This is a genomic window from Streptomyces sp. NPDC085937 (genome assembly GCF_044540535.1).
Lineage (GTDB): Bacteria > Actinomycetota > Actinomycetes > Streptomycetales > Streptomycetaceae > Streptomyces.
In genome coordinates this window covers 257,299-277,031 of the sequence record NZ_JBITSH010000009.1, presented here as the reverse complement: position 1 = coordinate 277,031, position 19,733 = coordinate 257,299, and the positions used below count along the sequence as shown (strand labels likewise).

Sequence of the window (19,733 nt, the reverse complement as noted above, 5' to 3'; positions counted from 1 at the left end):
ACTTTCATGTGCTCGGTACGACTATCTGGGCGGTGGTGGCGGTGGCAGCGGGGCACCGGGTTCGGGTCCGGCAGGCGGTGGGGCGAAGGTCCGGAACGGCCGACGCGTTGGTGCCGGCGGTGGTGGCAGGGGGGCCCCGGGTTCGGGTGCCGGGGGCGGTGGCACGTGAGTGCGGACGGGCCTGCCTGACGGCCGCGGGGGAGCATCGGAAACGGGCGCGGAGGACGATGACGCGTCCCCAGGGGCGGCCGGCGCCGGGACGGCGGCCGTGGTCGGAGCGTCAGGGCCGGGACGGAAGTTGGGGTTGGGTATGAAATCCCCGACGGTCACCGGCGAGAAGGGCAGCAGGCCGGCCGTCACTGGTTGAGCGCCCTCGATGAACCGGGGATTGATCCCTCCGGGGAAGGCCACCTCCGCCTGGAACGGGAGAGGGGACGCGTCTCCCAGAGTCTCGTTGACATCGACGCCTCCAGGAGCGCGAATGCGGAAACGGAAGACCACACCGCCCTGGTTTCCGAGGAAGTTCAGTTCCTCTCTCCGGGTGGTCGACACGAAGGCGGAGGGAGTGTTCGTCTCGACGAAGTCGAGTAGGTCGGTGTTGGCGGGGTTCCTCGGCACGAAACCCGTCTGGAAGATGATGCGGGGGTCTCGAGTGTCGTCTCGGAACAAGGGATTGCTGTCGCTGCGGAATTGTGGAACGCCATCCGGGTTCGTGCGGGTGGCCGGAATGCCGGTGATCGTGAGTGGGTTCACGGACGGCGCCAACGACACCGGGGGAGTGCCGGTAGGCAGTACTGGTGGGTTGGGCGACGTTCTGGGTTCCTCGAACCGCGGGACTCCCCGGCGGGGCGGAGTGGGTAGAGGACGGGAGGCGCCCGGTCCGGTGGACGGATTCGGCAGGCTACGGGAGATTCCTGGTCCGTTGGTCTGCGCCGGTCCCGGTCCCCGGGACGCACCGCCCCTGACTGCCCCGCGCCGGGGGATACCTGCGGCAGCGCCGCCCACGACCGCACCGCCGACTCCAGCCAGTGCGATGAGCCCGAGGTCCAACTCCTCACCGTCAAGCACCGAGCTCGCCACTTGGCTGCCGGCGCCCTCGACGAACTGCGCCGCGGCCTCGGTGCCGATCCTGCCCCCAGTGGTAGTGAAGACAGCGCCGACAGTCCTGCTGCTCCTGATCGTTGCCGCGACGCCGGTCACGCTCTCGTCCACCGCTCTGACCACGCCCGGTGCCAGCTTGCCGATCGCTCCGGCGCCGGTGCTCACCGCCACGCCTCCCGCTCTCAGCAGGGACCCGCCAGGGATCACTCCCAGGAGGCCGGTAACGAACTCCCCCAGGCTGAAGTTGCCGCTGGCGATGGCGGACACCTGTGTGATGGTGAACAGAGCCCCGCCCAGAAGGGCGCCGACCACGGGGAAGAACACGGCTACAGCCGCGATCAACAGACCGAGAACGATTTGAACGAACGGGAAGTCCTTGAAGAAGTCCGTGATCTTCTGGAAGATGTTCCGTTCCGGAATGGCCTCGCTTGCTGCCTGGTCCAACACATCGGCGCATGCGCGCTGGGCGGACTCCCGCATGCTCTTGGCTTGTTCGGCCAGGCTCTTCGCGGCGTTCAGTCCGGCAGTGCCCTCCTCGATGGCGCTCTGGGTTCTCCGTGCCTCTCCCAGTTCTTCGTCCGTCGGGTTCTCACCCAGGCGACTGGGCGTGAGAGCGGCCTGTGGCGCCGCATCGCGTGCCCGGTCCACCGCACGATCGAAGGTCTCCTGCGCCTCTTGCAGACGCGGTACGTACTCCTTGTATGCCCGTGCCGCGTCCTGGTAGGAGTCCCGTGTCTTCGCCAGCTTGTCAGGCAAAGTGTCGCCGATCATCTCCTTCAGCTTGTCCATCGCGGACCCGCGCCCCTGGGAGACCGCGCCGTCCCTCCTCAGCACGTTCAGTGCCCGTTCCGCCGCGTCCCCGACCTCCTGGTACCGCTGAGCGACGCTGAGTATCTGGTCAGGGTCACCGGGCGTCGGATCCGAGTCCATCCCGACGATCTGGAAGTCATCACGACTCGAGTGCCGACGTGCCATGCCGATCCCCCCGGTGCAGTGCTGATCATGTGCGGACGACTGGTACACGGGGTGGCACGGCGCAAAGGTTCAACTCGGTCGAACGCTTTCGCCCGGCAGTTCCGTGTAGACGGTGAGCACGCGGACGAGAGGACGCCAGAGCCGTGGACCTGGCTGTAGCACCGACCGCGTCGAGCGACGGGCCGAGCGCAGGAGACTTGAGTGGTTGGTGTGAAGAGGGATACGGATCCCGGGCTTGAACACAGACGAACAGCAAGGCCGGCGCCACCTGGTGCCCTGAGCGTGCTGCGCGTACTGGCGGTCCTGCTGCTGGCGTGCTTCGCGATGCTTGGCACGGATTCCGTCGGACACGCGGCGGAAGGTGATCTCGTCAAGGTTTTCGTAGTACCTGATCCTGGGCTGGTCTCCGGGCAGACCGTTACGTTGAGCACGATCGCCGCACGCACGCTGGGTGACGCATCGAGAGCCGCGGATATCTTCGATCTGAACCGTGGACTGAGGCAGCCGGACGGGGCGTCTCTCAACGGTCCGGAGGACCGGTTGCTTCCGGGCTGGATCCTGCGTCTGCCGCCCGACGCCTCGGGACCCGATGTACGCCAGGCTCGTGACACGGGTCAGGCGGGCAGTGAACCGGATCCATCGGCTGGGGGGACGACGCACAGCATCCCCCTCGCCACAGCCGTCGCCGCGAGCGTAGCCATCCTGCTCGCACTGACCACTGCCGCAATCGTTGGCAGGCGGAAGGTGCGCGCCGTGTCCTTCGCGGTGGGGAGATGGATGTGGGGACTGGGGGCTCCGGCCAGGCGAAGGCGCCGTCTGAAGTTGCGGCGAGGAGTCGGGCGGCACTTCGCCGAGGACGCTGACACCCCTCGTCGTGCGTACGACACCGTGGGCCAACTGGCCGGTGACGGAAAGGAGAGAGCCGTACACGCGCTTCGGATCGACCGCAAGAACGTGACGGTGTGGTTGGAAGACTCCGAGTCTCCCGGATCTCCTTGGTCGAAGGCAGAGGGCTCCCGATGGCGGCGTCCCGCGGACACTCGTGTGCCCTCCGGGTGGCGCCCTGACGACACCACTGCGGACGTCGCATCTGGTGCTGCCTGCCTGGTTCGCGCGGGTACGGATGAGGATGGTGAGCCTGTCTTCGTGGACCTCAGCCGCCTGGACGGAATCCTCAGCCTGACCGGAGATGCCGACGTAGCGCGTGACACGGTTCAGAACCTGCTGGCGGAGGTGGCCCGCACACGTCCGAACACTCCTGTGACAGTTCTCTCCAGTGAGGCGAGCAGAACGGCCCGACTCACGGTGCCTGCCGGACTGATGCAGTTGCCCAGCGCTGAACTGCGGGTGACCAACACGCGCACTGTGAGTCAGGGAACGTTGCGAGCCGCGGCATTGCGACGCCCCGTGCAGGGGCTGGTAGTGGCGACCGGCGCCCCGACCGATCGGCAGTTGGCCGAACTGGCCGCTCTGTGCGGACCGGGCGGGGCAGGCTGGACCGGCCTTGTGTGTGGAGATGTAGCGGGCGCCCACTGGCGCTGGCACGCTCATGCAGACGGACGAGTCGACCTGCCGGTGCTGGACATCAGCCTTACCGTGCCGGCGTGATGCGAGTCAATTGACGTCGGCAGCGGAGCGTGTTCCGGAGACCGAGCGAAGGGCGTTGAGTGCGTAGTGGCGGCGCGACTTGACGGTGCCTACGGGTATGCCGAGAAGTCGAGCCGTCTCTTGCACGGTTCTGCCGCACAGGTAGGTGTGTACGAGCACCTCTCGGTGTTCATGTGAGAGCCGACGCAGCAGCGAAATCGTCTCTATGGAAGACAGCACAGCATCGGAATGGTCGGGAAGCGTCACGTCCCAGTCGTCTGCACCGACTGTCTCGTGCCGTATGACCGCGCTGCGCATCCGATCAACGATGAGGTTCCTGGTGACGGTGAGAAGCCATCCCCGCACTGACCCGTTGGTGCCGTAGAGCCTCTCGGCGTGCGGCCATGCGCGGATGAGGGTCTCTTGCACGATGTCCTCCGCGGTGTGCCGGTCATGGAGGAGCTTCTCCGCATAAGACACCAGCGCGTTCGCGTGATCGCGCATCAGGGTGTGGAGATGAGTGAGCTGTACGGGCGTCGGGACGCCCGAAGCGATGGTCGTGTTCATGATCCGTTCCGAAAGGGTCCATCTGAGCGCGTCGTGCCCGTCTGATGAGAGGGGCTTTCGCCGAACGGGCCGGGACCATCAGCCTTGAAAACGACGTGGCTGTGCCGAGGCGACGGACCTGAGTGTCCGGCCGCTGCACGATCCCCCCGGGACGACGTGACGCGTAGCGAGCGTAGGCAGACGTCTCTGCCGAAATGCTGACGATGCGCTGACGAGCGACGATGGGGAGCGCAAGCGGGAGCTGCCCCGCCATGACAGTCGGCAGCATGCAGACCCGCGCCCGGTCTGCGTACCCCGTTGTCTTTTTCGCGGTCCTGCAAGAGGGCCGCTGGCCTCCGGGCCCGGCATGACTGTTGCCCCCTGTCGATGGGATGACCTGGGGGGTGTCACCGGTCCAAGGGGTGCCGTCGGAGACGCTGATCAGAGGTCCGACCGCCCAGGCGGGCGCAATGCCCGGCCGTGTCCGGGCGGCAGGTCTGCATAACGTGGATGCGCGCGAACGGCTCCCGACCTTGGGGCCGGCACGCATCGACGCATGGGGGCACGATGGTCGATATCGACGGGGTGGGCGTCTTCCTGGGCCTGGACGTCGGCAAGCAGACGCATCACGGCCACGGCCTGACTCCGGCCGGGAAGAAAGTCTTCGACAAGCAGCTGCCGAACAGCGAACCGAAGCTGCGGGCGGTCCTCGACAAGCTCACGGCGACAAGCTCACGGCCAAGTTCGGCACGGTTCTGCTGGTCGTGGACCAGCCCGCCTCCATCGGCGCCCTCCCGCTGACCGTCGCCCGGGACGCCGGCTGCCAGGTCGCCTACCTGCCCGGACTGGCGATGCGGCGGATCGCCGATCTCTATCCCGGCGAGGCCAAGACCGACGCGAAGGACGCCGTGGTCGTCGCGGACGCCGCCCGCACCATGCCCCACACCCTGCGCACCCTCGACCTGACCGACGAGGTCACCGCGGAGCTGACCATGCTGGTCGGCTTCGACCAGGACCTCGCCGGCGAGACTGCCCCGACGACCCGCCAGTCCGGCACCTCGATCCACAGCGAACACGCCCCCAGAAGCGGCAACCGGCAGCTGAAACGGGCGATGTTCCTCTCGGCGTTCGCGGCCCTCCACGCCCCCGCCTCCTGCTGCTACTACGACCGCTGCAGAGCCCGCGGCAAAACCCACACCCAGGCCCTCGTCCGCCTCGCCCGCCACCGCATCAGCGTCCTGTTCGCCATGCTCCGCGACGGAACCTTCCACCAGCCGAGAAGCCCCCGGCCTGCTTGACGAAAGACTTAGAGGCACCCTGCACCTCGGAGGCTCCCGAATGGGCGAGCGAACGCCAATGCTGCTGTCGGTCGGCGCCGCTTCGTCGACTGCTCCGATCGAGGTCCAGTTCCACCGTCAGCTGCGCTGCCTACTTGGAGTGTGCTTGCTGTTGACTTCCCGCGCCCTGGGCGAGCGTCGAGAGCAGGGCAGATCGATTGGTGTTCAGCCACTCCGCAGCCGACGCTTGATCAGCGAACCGCGCGACGGTCACACCCGGCGCCGGCGCGTGCACCTGTACGTCGTGACGGGGTCCGAGCGTTGTGTTCGCCGCGTGCGCGCTGAACAAATAGTGATCGAGCAGCCTCTGTCTGGCGGACTGCGTTTCGTCGTTGTCCTGTTCCTGGTTGAGCTCGGTACCGTAGCTGCGCAGCAGTTCGTGGCAACTGAACTGTCCGGGAACGGCTTCCACGACCAAGTGAGCCTGCGCCAACTCCGACAGTGAGTTGCGAGCATGCGCGATGTCCTCACCCGCAAGGCTTGCTGCGGCCTCGATCGAACAGTGGGGTCCAGGATGCAGGGCCAGCAGGCGGAACATGCGCAAGGCCCCGCTGCTGAGGGCTTCCAGGGACCAGGAGAAGGCGCTTCGCGCGTCGGCCAGGGGTGGGTCCACGGCGAATCCGTCGAGACTGCCCTGGACGCTCCGCAATTCTGACGCGATTGATGCGAGTGAGTGCGTTGGGTGCAACATGGCACGGGCGCTCACGATGGCTAGCGCCAACGGAAGGCGCCCGCATGCTCGGACGATCTCGGTTGCCGCTCGCTGCGCACCCGCGACCCGGTCTGTCCCCAGGCGTCGAGCGAGGAACTGGAGCGCGTCTTGCTCACTGAGCGGTTCAAGAGTCAGTACGAGGGCGCCCTCGCTGGCCACCAGTCCGTAAAGCTGCATGCGGCTGGTGACGATGACGAGGCTCCCTGGACCCCCCGGCAGCAGACGAACGATCTGCTCGGCGTCACGGGCATTGTCAAGGATGATCAGAACTCGCTTCCCGGCGAGCAGACTCCGGTACAAGGCCGCTTGGCTGTCGATGTCGGCCGGAACGCTGCGGGCAGGCACCCCGAGGCCCTCCAACAGGAAGGACATGGCCTCGGACGCGCTCATCGGGCGGCCCGCGGAATGGAAGCCTCGCAGATCGACGAAGAGCTGCCCGTCGGGGAACCGATGTGCCACCTGGTGGGCCCAGTGCACGGCCAGCGTCGTCTTCCCGATGCCTGCCATGCCGCCGAACACTGTGACCACCGGCGGTGACGCGTGCTTGTCTGCCATGTGAAGAACAGAGTGAAGGTGACTGAGCTCCTCGACACGGCCGGCGAAAGCGCATACATCAGGAGGCAGTTGAGCCGGACGCACCGGCATCGCGTACCGGCTGGGCAGGCTGTTTGGGCGAGTCTGTTCGCCCCTCGGAACCCGGGCAGGGGCGCCCATGCGGCCAGGGCGAACGTAGCTGCGGTCCAGCACGGCCATGTGAGCGGCCCGGAGTTCAGGGCCCGGGTCCACACCTAGTTCATCGGCGAGCCGTGAACGGACGGTCCTGTACAGCGTGAGAGCACCTGCTTGTTGCCCTGTCGCCGCCAGCAATTCGATCATGGCTGCGTGGAGCCCTTCATCAAGCGGATGGAGCGCAGCCGTTCGACGTAGTGGGTCGAGGACCCGCGCTTGCACCTCCGCGTTCAGGCCCAATGCGTAATGCGCCGTCTCCTTGACTGCAGCCAGATGTTCCTGGTCTGCAGCTGCGAACAGCGGATGGGTCCGTATGTCCGACGCGATACCTGCTGCGGCCGGCCCGCGCCAGATGGCGAGGGCCTCGAGCATCGCCTCTGTGGCCTCCAGTCGTTCACCACGGTCAGCCAACTGCCGGGCGTGATGGCGCTGCCTCCGGAATCGGAGTAGGTCCAGTGACTCGGGTTCCACCTCCAGGCGGTAGCCGCCCGAGCTGCGCAGGAGGCGACGCGAGTCACTTCCCGCGCGTAGGTCGGGCTCAAGGAGCCGACGTAGTGAACCAACGTGGCGTTGCACCACGTTCACGGCACTGTGAGGCGGTGCCTGACTCCACAAGGCATCCACGATGTCTTGCATGGCCAACGGATTGCCGGCATGCAGCAGGAGCAGAGCCAGCAGGCCACGCTGCTTCGGAGGGCCGAGCTCCAGTTCAATACCCTCCCGACAGGCCCGTAGCGGACCCAGAACCGAGAAATGTGTTTGCAACGGAACCCCCGGCATCGGCGAGTACGAGGTGACTACTTCACTTGGCGGGCCCGGTAGGTGAGAGCTCCCGGGATAGTGCCGATGGCTGGAACTCTGTCAGCTCCGCCAGGAAGCCTCGGAGCACGAAGTGAGATGTAGGCTGTGAACAGACGGTCGGGACCGGGACTGCTTCTTGCATGACGACCGTGAGCGCCCGGCTGACTCACCTTTCAACAGCCCGCGCAGCCAGGGACAGTAGTGCGTCGTCCGAGACCAGGGACCCGTCCCAAAGGGCAGTCAATCGGCTGATCCTCTGCAAGGAGTCCAGTTCCAGCCCCACTATTCCGCGTGGAACCGGCCCGTCGGCGGCCATGAACTCGTACCCACCGCCGACGTCGTTACCGAGCACATGGCGCACCGCTGTTCGCGCCCCCGCATAGGGCAGAAGTCCCGAAGCGGCCTTCAGGTACTTCTCGATGCTCGCGCGGCCCGTGATGGAGATGTGTGACGGAACGTCTTCAAAGACGGCGTCAGGCGCGAACAGTTTCGCAGCGGCAGCACCGTCAGCCTGGCGCAGGGCGCCGGCGAGGTGGCGTACCACGCGACGCATGACGGCAGACGCGGATCCGCCGACTGTGGACTCGCGGAAGTCATGCGGGAACTGGTCGGCCGGCAGCTGCAGGCTTGCCAGATTGTCCAAACCGAAGTGGCGACCGTCCCAGTAGTCGACCTGACGAGTAATCAACCCCCGCTCGAAGTCGACAGCTCCGGCCAGACGCAGTTCGGACGGTCCGAAAAGTCCTGCTGTATCAGTGAAAAATACCAAGGCGCTACGTGTGTCTCCGAGTATCCGCACAGGGTAAGACGCGCTGTCTTCGGGCCAGGTCGGCATATACGTGGCGAAGAAGTCGTACAGCTCGTCCCACGAGGCCAATTGCCAGCCCAACGTCGCGTCGATGTACGTGGATGACCGCTGCGCAAAGAAGGCCATGGTGCCCTCCAGATCTCGCGCGCTCTTGCGCCGGAAGTACCGGACCAGTTGTTTGGCGACGGCAGGCGTGGCATGAGAGGTGTCGACGGTGGGCTGCATGACAGGGTCTTGTTTCGAGGACTGCGCGATCCCTGGTTCGCTTTCTGTGGCGGCTGAGGTGACGCCGGCGGGGAGTATCGCCCATAGAGCCAAGGTGCTCCCGCCGAGAGCTGCATCACGCAGCAGTCGCCGCCGGGTGGCAGTGCCACGCATTGATGTGTCGTTCTTCATGAGAACTCCGAAATCGGGTTCGTCTTATACCGTGCAGAGGCGTTCGGGTAAACCGGAGGCACGCTCGTCCCTCGCAAGGTACGGGAGCAGGACCGGCCGCGTCGCTGTCCCCTCACGGAGGAGGTTGGGTGCAGGACTCCGGACGGGTTCGTCTGGATGTCGCTGATCACCGTAACCCAAGAATTGAGGCGTCGACGCGCCTGAGTCAGGCACTGCGTGCCCGTCCCGGATGAGCCCTTGATGACGCATCCGGATCGACTACGGCCGATTCATCGGCTGAGACCGAACTGCGATCTCGTCGACCGGCTTTCCCGGACACCGCCTGAGGTTGGATGATCACTCAAGAGCTTCGGACGAATAAACAAGGACGGTCTGCCCGTGGCATCCGTAAACTGATTCAGTGACCGACCGCGGAACAGCCCAAAGGCCCTTTACTATGTCCAGCAAAGGCGGTTTGGTCATGTGACTGGCAGCTTTGTCATCGATGATGTGGGCAGGGGGAAGCATCAGTTGTGCGTGGATCGTGCCGGTCGAACTGTGATCGTCCGTCCGTCGTTGCCCGAGCCGCCACCCAATCAAGTCGCGGGACGGCCGCGGGTGTCTGACCGGCAGGCCACCGAGGGTCCCCACGCACGCAGTCTGCTTCCGCCCGCCACGAGGACTCTTCCTCGGCCCACATCGGCCAACGGATGGGAGCGGGCCGTGGCGAGATACCCTGCCAGAGTCGTTGAACGTGTCCAACTCTTCGGCTGGAGAGGTGGCGCGGTACCGCCCCCGGCCCGTGCATCCGGCGCTGCCCGCAGTCACCGACGAGCACCGCGAACAGCGTTCTCGATGCACGGCCCGGTCGTGGTACGCGTCACCCTGACGGCGGAAGTCGTCAGCGCACCGCCGACTTCCGGGCGCGCGGCTCCGGCCGGTGGCGCACGCCGGTCACCAGCAGCGCGGCGGTCAGGACAAGGGCGGCCGACAGGATGGCCAACTCCCCGGCAGCGGACGGACGATACTGCACGGGCTGCCGCTCCGGACACCTGTCTGCGTGAGCGCGAGTAGCGCCGCCGGGTGTCCCGTCAGTCCTTCACACCCAGCGCGCCCGGCAGCATCGGCAGCGAGGCGTGCAGTTCGCGTTCCCAGTAGCGCCAGGTGTGGGTGCCGGGGCCGTGGAAGTTCGTGGTCAGGTGCTTGGCGCCGACCCGCTTGAACTCGGCTTCCAGGGCGTGGTTCTGGCGGTTGAAGTCCGCTTCGAGGGCGCTGGAGGCACCCTGCGCGTCCAGCGGGCCCGCGGTGCCGTCACCTCAGGACAGGTAGACGGGTAGGGACTTGAGCCACTTCGCGAGCTTGTGTCGAGGCATCAGCGCTTGCGGGGAAGAAGCAGCAGGGCGTCCCCCACCGGTCGTTCGCCCGCCGCGTCGGACGGGACGTTGACGACCTGGCCCTTCGCCACCATCGTCGTCGATCCGCCACCGTCGAGGTTGACGGCGTCCCGCAGGCCCAGGGAGCGGGCCACCTGCGCGCTCTCGGTGATGCTCAGCCCGAGCGAGTCCGTGCTGCGGCCGTCGGCGGTGACCAGGACCGTGCGGCCGGACGCGTCGGTGCCGGCGAGGGTGCGCGGATTGCGCTTGTGGACCCAGCCGTAGTACCAGCTGGGGTCGCCCGGGTGCACCATCCCGTCGGTTGCCGGGGTGACGTGGAGGCGTCCGTCGCGGACCAGTTCGGGGCCCGCGTTGACGATGTCCGTGCCCGGCGACGGCGTCACAGGGCGGCCTCGGTCGTCGCGGAGGATCGTCTCGACGCGCAGGCGCTCGCCGGGGCGGGCCAAGGCCGTCAGCGTGGCCACGTGCCGGCCGGTCGCCTGGATGGAGCTGCCGCCGGGCGGGAGGGAGCCGCCGCGGACGGGGCGCAGCTCCAGCACACGGCCCCGGCTGTCCAGTACGGCTTCCACGCCCTCACCCTGCGGGGTGCTCGCGCCGTACTCCGGTGTGAACGCCACCAGTTGGTCGGGGTTGGTGCATGTCACGTCGTGCAGGGGCAGCGCGGTCGGGCTGTCGCCCTCGCCGCCGCCGCAGTTGCGGATCAGGCCGGGGACCCGGTTGATGCCGTTGAGGCTCAGGGAGGTGCCGCGCGCCGAGGCTTTCCCCTCCCAGGTGAGACGGGTGATCCGCGTACGCCGGCCGTTGTCCTGGACGACGAATCCGGGCCGTCCGCTCACCGGTTCGCTCAGCAGACGCCCGTCGTACACGCCGACGCCCGCCGGGTCCCCCGGTGCGCCCGATCGGGGGTCGAGGACGAAGAAGCCCGCGTTGACCGCCGCCACGGCGCCGGCGTCGTCCGCCAGGGCGCTGACGGTCTCGCGGTTCTCGATGTCGGGGCCGTGGGTGGCGTCGAGGGTGCCCCGGAACGTGCGCGGGTTGATGGTGAGGACGTCCAGGCGCCACGGGCCGCGGTCCGTGGCCGCGCCGTCCCAGCCCGTGTAGGTGACCGAACCCGTGTAGCCGGCCCGGATCATCCGGGTGCGTTCCGCTGTCGCCGCGGACTGGGAGGGGAAGCTGCCGATGCGGACGCGCCAGCCGAGCGTGCCGCCCGCGTAGTCGGTCGTGCTCGGCGTCGTCACCTGCTCGGACCGCGCGTCGAAGCCGTCGCCGCGCAGGTCGGCGGCGAGCTCGTCGGCGCTGGCCCGGTCCTTGAGGGTGGTCGGCGGGGCGTCCGGGTCGGGCGAGGTGTCGCCGCCGGGGATCGTCGCCTCGACGGTCCAGTGGTGCGCCGGGTCCACGGCGCCGCGCACGATGCGGGTGAGGGTCAGGCCGGGCTGCAAGGTCCGCGTGGTGCGGGTCTCGGTGAGGTCGGACGAGCCCAGTGGCAGGGTGGCGCGGGTGCCGCCGGGGCGGGTGTCGGCGGACGCCTGGCCGGGCAGCCCGGTCATGGCCAGGGTGATGCCGAGGGCGGCGGCCGCCCCGCACAGTCTTCTCTTCATCCTTGACCGACCTCTCGCGCGTCGAGCCTGCCCGCGTCGCTCGTCGAGTGACGCCCCGGTGGGAACATGCGTCACTTTCTCGCCTTGTGCTGACGGCGTCACGAACAGTCACTTAACGCACGCTGGACAAGTATCGACCTGTGGGAACGCACGTCAAGAAGGCGTGTCGGACGAGCAGTTGGTCGGACACTCGGCCGATCGGCCTACGCCGGGAAGGGCGGCCTCGGGTGGTTCCTCCCACTTGTCCACAGCCCCGGGCCGTTGTCAGTGACCGCCGATAGATTTCTTCGCGTCCCGCCGATCGGGCGAGGACATCCCCTTTCGCATGCATGGGAGATGGTGCGTTGTCGCTCCGGGAGAGGTCGAGCACAGTGCGGGTGGTGCCGTCCGCACGGCCGCGGAAGCTGGCCAAGGTGCCGTTCGTCGAGCTGGCGGACGAGCGGTTGCAGGGGGTGGTGTCCAGCGGCTCCGACATCGGACGGGTGTACGTGTCGTCGGTGGAGGCGGGGACGTACGCGTTCTCGTGCAGCACCAACAACAACCGGCCCTGTGGCGGCGCGCGCGGAGCGTTCTGCAACCACATACGGGCGCTGATCGGCGAGGCCGTGCTGCAGTACGGCGCGGAGCGCGTCGCCCGGTACCTGAAGGTGGAGGTCTCCGGTGAGGAGGCCGAGGCGCACACCCTCACCGTCGCCATGACGTCCACGCGTCCCGCCCAGGGCGACAAGTCGGCCGCGGCTCAGGTGTTCAGCCGCTTCCTGCGCCATCTGGCGTATCTGGAGTTCACGCCGACGACCGCCCCCTTGCCCGAGATGCACTGGTTCCCGACGACCGGGGCGGTGGCGTGATGCGGGTGGACCTGCTGACCGACGTGGTCGACGGGCTGGACGAGGCCCTGGCCGCCGTGGACGGATTCGACCGGGTGCTCGTCGGCGGGCTGCTCCGTCCGCAGCCGGCCCAGGCCGCCGGCCTGGCCGGACTCGCGGACGCAGTCGCCGGGTCTCCGCTGGCCGGGCGGGTCGCCGAGGCGGCCGAGAAGTCCGCTGCGGGCGCCGCGGACGAGGACCACTTCATGGTGCTCGCCGCCGCCCGCACCGCGCTGCTGGGCTCCGTGCACGACGCGCTCGTCGAGCGGGTCGAGGAGGCGGTCGGGCGTGCGCGCGCCGAAGAGGCCTCCGCCCCGGCCGCGGGCGCGGAGCAGCCGGTGAACCTGTTGACGGCGGCGCGCGGCTGGCTGTGCGACCTGGCGCGGGCCGGCTGGCAGGGCATCGAGCACGAACTGGTCGGTGGTGCCGCTCCGGTCGTGACCGCGATGCTGCCCGAGCCGGCGCTGCGGCGGCTCGCCACGCTGCTCGACGGCTTCGCCGCGGAACTCGCGGCCTCCTGCCCCGGCGCCACTCTGGAGCGGGTGCCGGTGCGTCGGTGGGCCGACCTGTGGTCGCGGGCGATGCTGCTGACGCTGCCGGGTGCGGACCGGGCGACCGCCGTCACGGAGGTCACCGGTCGCCTGCTGCCGCTCGGTGTCGACCTGCACGAACACGCCACCGCCGTGCAGGCGCAGGTGCACGCGGTGTTCGAGCCGGCGGACGGCACGGCACCGACGCTGGTGCGGGCCGGCGTGTCAGCGCCCAAGCCGGACACCGTCGTCGGGGCCGGCCTGTGGCAGCTGCTGCGGCCGCACATGTCCCTGCTGGCCGCCGTGAGCGAGGGACGGGCCATGGAGCTGGACGCCATGCCCGTCACCGCGGAGGGCGACCTGATCTGGGACGACGCCCGCGCCACCCCGGGCGAGCCCGCCGACGTCTTCGCCACCGCGCGGGTGGCGCTGCCCACCGCGACCGCCGCCCCCGTGACGCCGGTGGACCGGCATCCGGCGCGGATCGCCGTGCCCGTGCTGCTCGAGGGGTACGCCGTCGAGCAGGAGGACGGCGGGGTCGTCTTCCGGGTCGCCGGGGAGCGACTCACCGTCGACGCCGGACGGGTGCCTGCCGCCGGTCCGCTGACCCCGGAGGCCGTGGCCGCCTCCGGGGCGTGCCTCGGCCTGCTGCGCTGGGACGCCGGGGAGTTCCAGCTCCAGCCGCTGGCCGTGGAGCGGACGGTGCGCAGGAAGCCCGTCGCCGTGCACGCGGGGGCCTGGGCCGGAGGTACGGCCGACAAGGCGGGCGTACGGGCCGAGAAGGCGGCCACCGACGCCGTGAACGTGCTGCGCGAGCGCGCGGGAAGGCTGCTGCGGAAATGAGCGAGGTGACCATCGACGGCGACGGGACCGAGGCAGCCCCGGGCCACGGCCCCGACCCCGCTCCCGCCCCCGACCCGGACGAGAACCGGCGGCAGGTCCTGTACTGGCGGCTGCTGGCCCGCCTCTTCGACCCGGAGGAGCAGGCGTCCCTGGAGTCGGCGAGTGTCGCGGTGGTGGAGGACGTCGGTCTGCCGACGGCGCTGCTCGACCCGGCCGCGTCCGTCGACTCGGTCGTGCAGCGGCACCCGGATCTGGCCGCCGAGTTCGACGGGCTGATGACGCCCGAGCCGGACGCGGACGGTGCCGGTGACCGGGCCGCCGAGGTGCGGCGGGCGGCGCTGGCGTCGAAGGTGCTGCTCAACGTCTTCGCGACCGGCAGCGGCACGGTCACCGCCGAACAGCTGGCCCGCTGGCAGTCCGACGCCGGCTGGCTGGAGCGGGCGCTGGGCTGCCGGCCCGGTGACCTGCGTGGTGGCGGCCGGGGCAACGGCGGGGGCGTCAGCCCGACGGGCACCGGTGCCGGCATGCCCGCGCCCGACCTGAGCAGGCTGATCCCGGAGATCGGTCCGGAGCTGGGCTCGATCGAGGCCGGACTCGTGCGGCGGATGCATCTGCGGGAGGTGCTGGCCGACCCCGCGCTCGCCTCACGGCTGACGCCGAGCATGTCGCTCATCGAGCAGCTGCTGCGGGACAAGAACAGCCTCTCCGGGGTCGCCCTCGCCAACGCCAAGGCGCTGATCAAGCGCTACGTGGACGAGGTCACCGAGGTGCTGCGCACGCAGGTGGAGAAGGCCACGGTCGGTGAGCTGGACCGGTCCGTGCCGCCCAAGCGGGTCTTCCGCAACCTCGACATGGACCGAACCATCTGGAAGAACCTCACCAACTGGGACCCGGAGGAGCAGCGGCTCTACGTCGACCGCCTCTACTACCGGCACACCAGCCGAAAGACGACCCCGCAGCGGCTCATCGTCGTGGTGGACCAGTCGGGGTCCATGGTCGACTCGATGGTCAACTGCACCATCCTGGCGTCGATCTTCGCCGGCCTGCCGAAGGTCGACGTGCACCTGATCGCGTACGACACGCAGGCGCTGGACCTGACGCCCTGGGCGCACGACCCGTTCGAGACGCTGCTGCGGACCCAGCTCGGCGGCGGCACCGACGGCACCGTCGCCATGACGCTCGCCCAGCCGAAGATCGCCGAGCCGCGCAACACCGTGGTGGTGTGGATCTCCGACTTCTACGAATGGCGCACGGAGGAGCTGTTCGAGAGCATGGCCGCCATCCACCGTTCCGGGGCGAAGTTCATCCCGGTGGGGTCGGTGACCAGCTCCGGCCGCGGCAGCGTCAACCCCTGGTTCCGGGAGAAGTTCAAGGACCTCGGTACGCCGGTGATATCCGGGCACATCAAGAAGCTCGTGCACGAGCTGCAGACGTTCCTCACCTGACCGTCGACCTCTCGGCGTCGCAACTTCTCGACTTCTCACCGTCTCGACTTCTCGACTCCCCCTCACCCCTCGAAAGGCTCATTCCTCATGTCCGAACTGCTGCGCGCCCCCGCCGAGATCAAGTACGCCGAGGAGCTCGACTGGCTGGAGTCGATCGACGACAACCCCAAGCCGTTCTCGTGGCGTCTGTCGCCGAAGATGGTGCGGCTTTTCATCCTCGGCTCCGAGCGGGCCGACGGGCTGGACCGCGAGATCTCGCAGAAGTGGTTCGGCGACCGCAGTTTCGTGGAGCGGTCGATCGTCACCCTCGCCTCCGACCGCGGCCTGCTGCTCATCGGCGACCCCGGCACCGGCAAGAGCTGGCTCGCCGAGCTGCTGTCCGCGGCGATCTGCCGCAACTCCACGCTGGTGGTGCAGGGCACGGCGGGGACGACCGAGGACCACATCAAGTACTCGTGGAACGTGTCGATGGTGATCGCCAAGGGGCAGTCGCGTCAGTCGATGATTCCCTCCCCGATCATGACCGCGATGGAGGCCGGCGCGATCGGCCGCTTCGAGGAGCTGACCCGGTCCACCAGTGACGTGCAGGACGCGCTGATCTCGATCCTCTCCGAGAAGTACATCTCCGTTCCCGAGCTGGAGAGCGGTGGCGGCGACGACAACATCGTGTTCGCCAAGCCCGGCTTCTCGATCATCGCCACCGCCAACAGCCGCGACCGGGGCGTCAACGACCTGTCGTCCGCGCTGAAGCGCCGTTTCAACTTCGTCCGCATCCCGGTGGTGACGAACAAGAAGAGCGAGGCGGAGATCGTCCGCTTCCGCACCGAGGAACTGCTGCGCCGCCATTCGATCGACCTGGACGTGCCGCCGACGCTGCTCGACGTGCTGCTGCAGAGCTTCGCCGACCTGCGGGCCTCCGCCGCGTCGGCCGGCAGTGACGACGAGAAGCTGGAGTCCGCGCTGTCCACGGCCGAGCAGATCGGTGTGCTGGAGGACGCGGTGCTGCACAGCAACTTCTTCGGCGAGCGCGCCCTCACCGCCCGCACCCTGGCATCCTCGCTGGTCGGGTCGCTGACCCGGCGCGAGCCGGAGGACCTGGCCATACTCAACAAGTACCTGCACGGGGTCGTCGAGCCCCGCAGCAAGGACGAGGGCGGGGCCTGGCCCGAGTTCCTCGAGGGTGGCCGCGACGCGATCGCCACCCTGTCGTGAGCGGGCCCCAGGAGAGCGGCGTGTTCACCGCGCTGCGTACGCAACTGCAGGAGGCGGCGACCGAGTTCGCGGGTGGGCCCGACGCCCTGGAGGGCATCCTCCTGGGTCTGGTGGACGACGTCGACCGGGCGGTGCGTGAGCCGCTGGAGATCTTCCCGGTCTGCCACCACTCCCCCGCCTCCGCCCTCGCCATGGCCCGCCGGCTGCGGGAGAAGCAGCCCAAGGTCGTGTATCTGGAGCTGTGCGAGGACATGGCTCCGCTGCTGTCCGAACTGCGCAACTGCCGGCTGCCGGTGGCGGTCCAGGCGTTCGCGGGCGAGATCGACGGCTTCCCCCCGGAGTGGGCCCCGCTGTCGGTCGTCGCGCCGATCACCGAGGCGTCCGCCGAGTACCAGGCCATCGCCTACGCCCTGGACACCCCGGGCGTGGAACTGGTCCTGGTCGACCGTTCCTCCGACCACGTCTTCCAGTGGGACCGCGCCGACACCGCCGGCACCGGGGACGCTTCGGCGGAGGAGGACACGCCCAAGGCCGAAGAGGCCGCGCTGCACGGTGAGGCGGTCGGCGTCGAGATCGGCGACCTGCGCCCGCGCTTCGCGGAGCTGGAGGAGCACTTGCTCCGCCACGGCAAGGTGCGGCACTGGTCGGAGTGGTGGCACCAGTACGTCGAGGTGCCGCTCGGGGACAGCGACCACCACACCTACCGGCAGGTGATGTTCCTCATCGGCAGCCTGTTCCGGCGGCTCGCGCCGGGCGACGGCGACCGGGTCCGGGTGGACGAGGACCGCGAGCGGTACATGTGGACGCGGATGCGCGAGCACCTGGCGGCGACGGGCGCGGACCCGGAGGACTGCCTGTACGTGTGCGGAGCGTTCCATGCGGCCAGCCGGGTGGAGGAGTTCGGCGTGCACGGACTCTCGGGCGCGTTCACGATCTCCCCGCGCACGGCGACCACCTGGCAGTACGGCCTGATCCCGTCGAGTCACGCGGCGATCGAGGCGCAGTTCGGCCTGGCGGCCGGCTCGGTGTCGATAGCGGCGACGCAGTGGCAGAAGAGCCTCACGCGGACGAAGGTGCGGCCGTACCGGCTGGAGGGCCAGGCGGGGGCACGGAAGTCCCGCGCGAAGAAGGCGCTGCCCGCCGCCACGTCCGTCGCCGAGGCGCCGGCCACGGACCGGCTGTCCGGATTCCTTCACCAGCCCCCTGTCCTGGACGGCCTGGACGAGGCGGAGCTGCTCGGCTGGTCCGTGGACATCGTGCGGGCGGCCCGGCGCAACGGGTACCTCGCGTCCACCGCCGACGCCATCGCCGTCTTCGAGACGTCGATCCTGCTCGCGGGGATGCGGGACCGGGCGAAGCCGACGCCGTACGACTTCCAGGACGCGGCGGTCACCTGCATCGAGAAGGACAGGGTGCCCGGGCGGCGGGACGTGCGCCGGCTCGTCGAGATCATGATGGGCGGCGACCGGATCGGGCAGGTGGGCTACGAGGCGCTGCCGCCGCTCGCCCGGGACGTGTACGACCGGCTGGAGCCGCTGGGGCTGAAGTTGCAACAACGCGGAGTGCAGAGGGCTTTGCTGGACATCGCGGGCCGGCCGGAGCTCGAGGCGTGTTCCGACGTGCTGTGGATGCTGCGGCGGCTGATGCCGCAGGGCGCGGCGCGGCCGATCATGGGTGAGCGGCGGCTCGGTGAGCGGCCGATCCAGGAGTCCTGGGACCTGGCCCTCGGTACCCATCAGCGGGCGCTCATCGAACTCGGCTACGAGGGCGTCAGCCTCGAACAGGTGCTGGAGCAGCGGCTGCGGCGCGAGGCGTACGGGCCGCGGGCGACGACGGCGGGGGTGCTGGCGGCCGTCGAGGACACACTGCTGTACCTGCGCAGCGGGCGCCTGGCGGACGAGCTGGGCACGCACGCGTTGAAAGTGCTGGCGGCGGAGCGCAGTGTCGACGGGGCGCCGGAGGTGCTGCGCCGGGCGCGGGCGCTGCTGGCGTACTACCGGACGAGCAGGCCGGCACTGCCTGCCTGGATCGAGTCGTTCGTCAAGACGGGCTACGCGCACTACTGCACGCTGCTGCCGACCGCGTTCCGGGACGAGGACGCGACGGTGGGGCAGGTCGCGGCGATGCTGGGCTTCCTGTTCAGCATGGAGAGCCTCGCGCTGTCGCTGGGCTGCGACCGTACGCAACTGGAGCTGGCGGTCGCCCAGTCGCACCCGGACGACCCGTCGAAGACGGCACTGCTGTGGGCGGCGCAGGTGCAGCTCGGCACCCTGTCGCGTACCGAACTGCGGTCCCGTTCCGACGCGTTGCTGGACAACCCGCTGGTGGTGCCCGCCTACCCGCGCTACCTCAACGGCTTCGTGCACGCGCTGGAGCCGGTGCCAGGGCTGGCGGACGTGGTGGTGGAGGCGGTGTCGAACGCCTTCGGGCGTCTGCCGGACACGGTCCTGCTGCCGTGGCTGCCGCTGCTGATCACCACCCTGCGCAAGGGGGCCGCCGATCTGGCGCCCCTGCTGATCCGCGAGGCGGGACGGATCTTCCCGGCCCGGCTGCCGGCCCTGGACGCGTGGGTGCCGCCGTGGCGGACACCGCAGGAGGACCCGTTCGCGGCCTCCCGGGCCCGGCGCGCGACCACGGCACCCCGGGGCGCCGCGCTGCTCGCCGCGCATCCGACGACGTGCGACGCGGTGGCGGGGCTGCTGGGGTGCGACGAGGGCTGGGCGCCGACCGGCAACGCCGGTGCGCCGGGCGCGGTGTTGACGGTCACGTATCCCGTCACGGCCGAGGCCATCGAGGCACTACTGGCCAGCGGCTGACATCGGAGGCTGGACACCTGCAAAACGGTGTCCAGCCTCGGGTGCAGGGCTGATGTCT

At 69.1% G+C, this 19,733-nt stretch carries 12 protein-coding genes and 2 pseudogenes; 7 read left to right on the top strand and 7 right to left on the bottom strand.

Annotated elements, in window-relative coordinates; genetic code table 11:
- Window positions 1–21: 21 nt before the first annotated feature.
- Window positions 22–2,076 carry a hypothetical protein gene (locus tag ACIF8S_RS20895; protein WP_400000724.1) on the bottom strand — a complete coding sequence of 685 codons (2,055 nt, stop codon included), beginning with the start codon at window positions 2,074–2,076 and terminating at the stop codon, window positions 22–24.
- 282 nt (window positions 2,077–2,358) lie between these two features.
- Here ACIF8S_RS20895 and ACIF8S_RS20890 point away from each other — a divergent pair, with 282 nt between their 5' ends.
- Window positions 2,359–3,684, top strand: coding sequence for a hypothetical protein (locus tag ACIF8S_RS20890; protein ID WP_400000722.1), 1,326 nt, complete (start codon window positions 2,359–2,361; stop codon window positions 3,682–3,684).
- A gap of 6 nt (window positions 3,685–3,690) precedes the next feature.
- Here the strand turns inward: ACIF8S_RS20890 and ACIF8S_RS20885 are convergent, their stop codons facing one another.
- The gene (locus ACIF8S_RS20885; protein WP_400000720.1) at window positions 3,691–4,230 is read right to left on the bottom strand and encodes a sigma-70 family RNA polymerase sigma factor; all 540 of its coding nucleotides are present in this window, start codon (window positions 4,228–4,230) and stop codon (window positions 3,691–3,693) included.
- Between the two features lie 546 nt (window positions 4,231–4,776).
- Here ACIF8S_RS20885 and ACIF8S_RS20880 point away from each other — a divergent pair.
- A pseudogene (locus tag ACIF8S_RS20880) lies at window positions 4,777–5,507 on the top strand (transposase).
- A gap of 130 nt (window positions 5,508–5,637) precedes the next feature.
- On the opposite strand, the gene ACIF8S_RS20875 reads toward ACIF8S_RS20880, so the two are convergent.
- The 5 genes and pseudogenes from ACIF8S_RS20875 to ACIF8S_RS20855 all read right to left on the bottom strand — a co-directional run bounded on the left by ACIF8S_RS20875 (window position 5,638) and on the right by ACIF8S_RS20855 (window position 11,963).
- Window positions 5,638–7,767, bottom strand: coding sequence for a BTAD domain-containing putative transcriptional regulator (locus tag ACIF8S_RS20875; protein WP_400000718.1), 2,130 nt, complete (start codon window positions 7,765–7,767; stop codon window positions 5,638–5,640).
- Window positions 7,768–7,954: 187 nt separating this feature from the next.
- Window positions 7,955–8,992: a hypothetical protein gene (locus tag ACIF8S_RS20870; protein ID WP_400000716.1), complete on the bottom strand. Its 1,038-nt coding sequence runs from the start codon at window positions 8,990–8,992 to the stop codon at window positions 7,955–7,957.
- A gap of 880 nt (window positions 8,993–9,872) precedes the next feature.
- Window positions 9,873–10,004: a hypothetical protein gene (locus ACIF8S_RS20865; protein WP_400000715.1), complete on the bottom strand. Its 132-nt coding sequence runs from the start codon at window positions 10,002–10,004 to the stop codon at window positions 9,873–9,875.
- A 58-nt stretch (window positions 10,005–10,062) separates the two neighbouring features.
- Window positions 10,063–10,353 (bottom strand): annotated as a pseudogene (locus ACIF8S_RS20860) (esterase family protein); the annotation flags it as partial.
- A complete protein-coding gene (locus tag ACIF8S_RS20855) occupies window positions 10,344–11,963 on the bottom strand; it encodes a phosphodiester glycosidase family protein (protein ID WP_400000713.1) in 1,620 nt (539 codons plus the stop codon). The pseudogene ACIF8S_RS20860 and the gene ACIF8S_RS20855, both read right to left, overlap by 10 nt.
- 329 nt (window positions 11,964–12,292) lie before the next feature.
- On the opposite strand from ACIF8S_RS20855, the gene ACIF8S_RS20850 reads away from it, so the two are divergent.
- The 5 genes from ACIF8S_RS20850 (at window position 12,293) to ACIF8S_RS20830 (ending at window position 19,675) form a co-directional block, all read left to right on the top strand.
- Window positions 12,293–12,811 (top strand): hypothetical protein, encoded by a 519-nt coding sequence (locus ACIF8S_RS20850; RefSeq protein WP_400000711.1) that lies wholly within the window; start codon window positions 12,293–12,295, stop codon window positions 12,809–12,811.
- Window positions 12,811–14,202: a hypothetical protein gene (locus ACIF8S_RS20845; RefSeq protein WP_400000710.1), complete on the top strand. Its 1,392-nt coding sequence runs from the start codon at window positions 12,811–12,813 to the stop codon at window positions 14,200–14,202. The genes ACIF8S_RS20850 and ACIF8S_RS20845 overlap by 1 nt, the downstream gene beginning before the upstream one ends.
- Window positions 14,199–15,647, top strand: a complete 1,449-nt coding sequence (locus ACIF8S_RS20840; RefSeq protein WP_400000708.1) for a VWA domain-containing protein — start codon at window positions 14,199–14,201, stop codon at window positions 15,645–15,647. The genes ACIF8S_RS20845 and ACIF8S_RS20840 overlap by 4 nt, the downstream gene beginning before the upstream one ends.
- A gap of 87 nt (window positions 15,648–15,734) precedes the next feature.
- Window positions 15,735–16,859, top strand: a complete 1,125-nt coding sequence (locus ACIF8S_RS20835) for an AAA family ATPase (protein WP_400000706.1) — start codon at window positions 15,735–15,737, stop codon at window positions 16,857–16,859.
- Window positions 16,856–19,675, top strand: coding sequence for a hypothetical protein (locus ACIF8S_RS20830; RefSeq protein ID WP_400000704.1), 2,820 nt, complete (start codon window positions 16,856–16,858; stop codon window positions 19,673–19,675). The genes ACIF8S_RS20835 and ACIF8S_RS20830 overlap by 4 nt, the downstream gene beginning before the upstream one ends.
- Window positions 19,676–19,733: the final 58 nt, after the last annotated feature.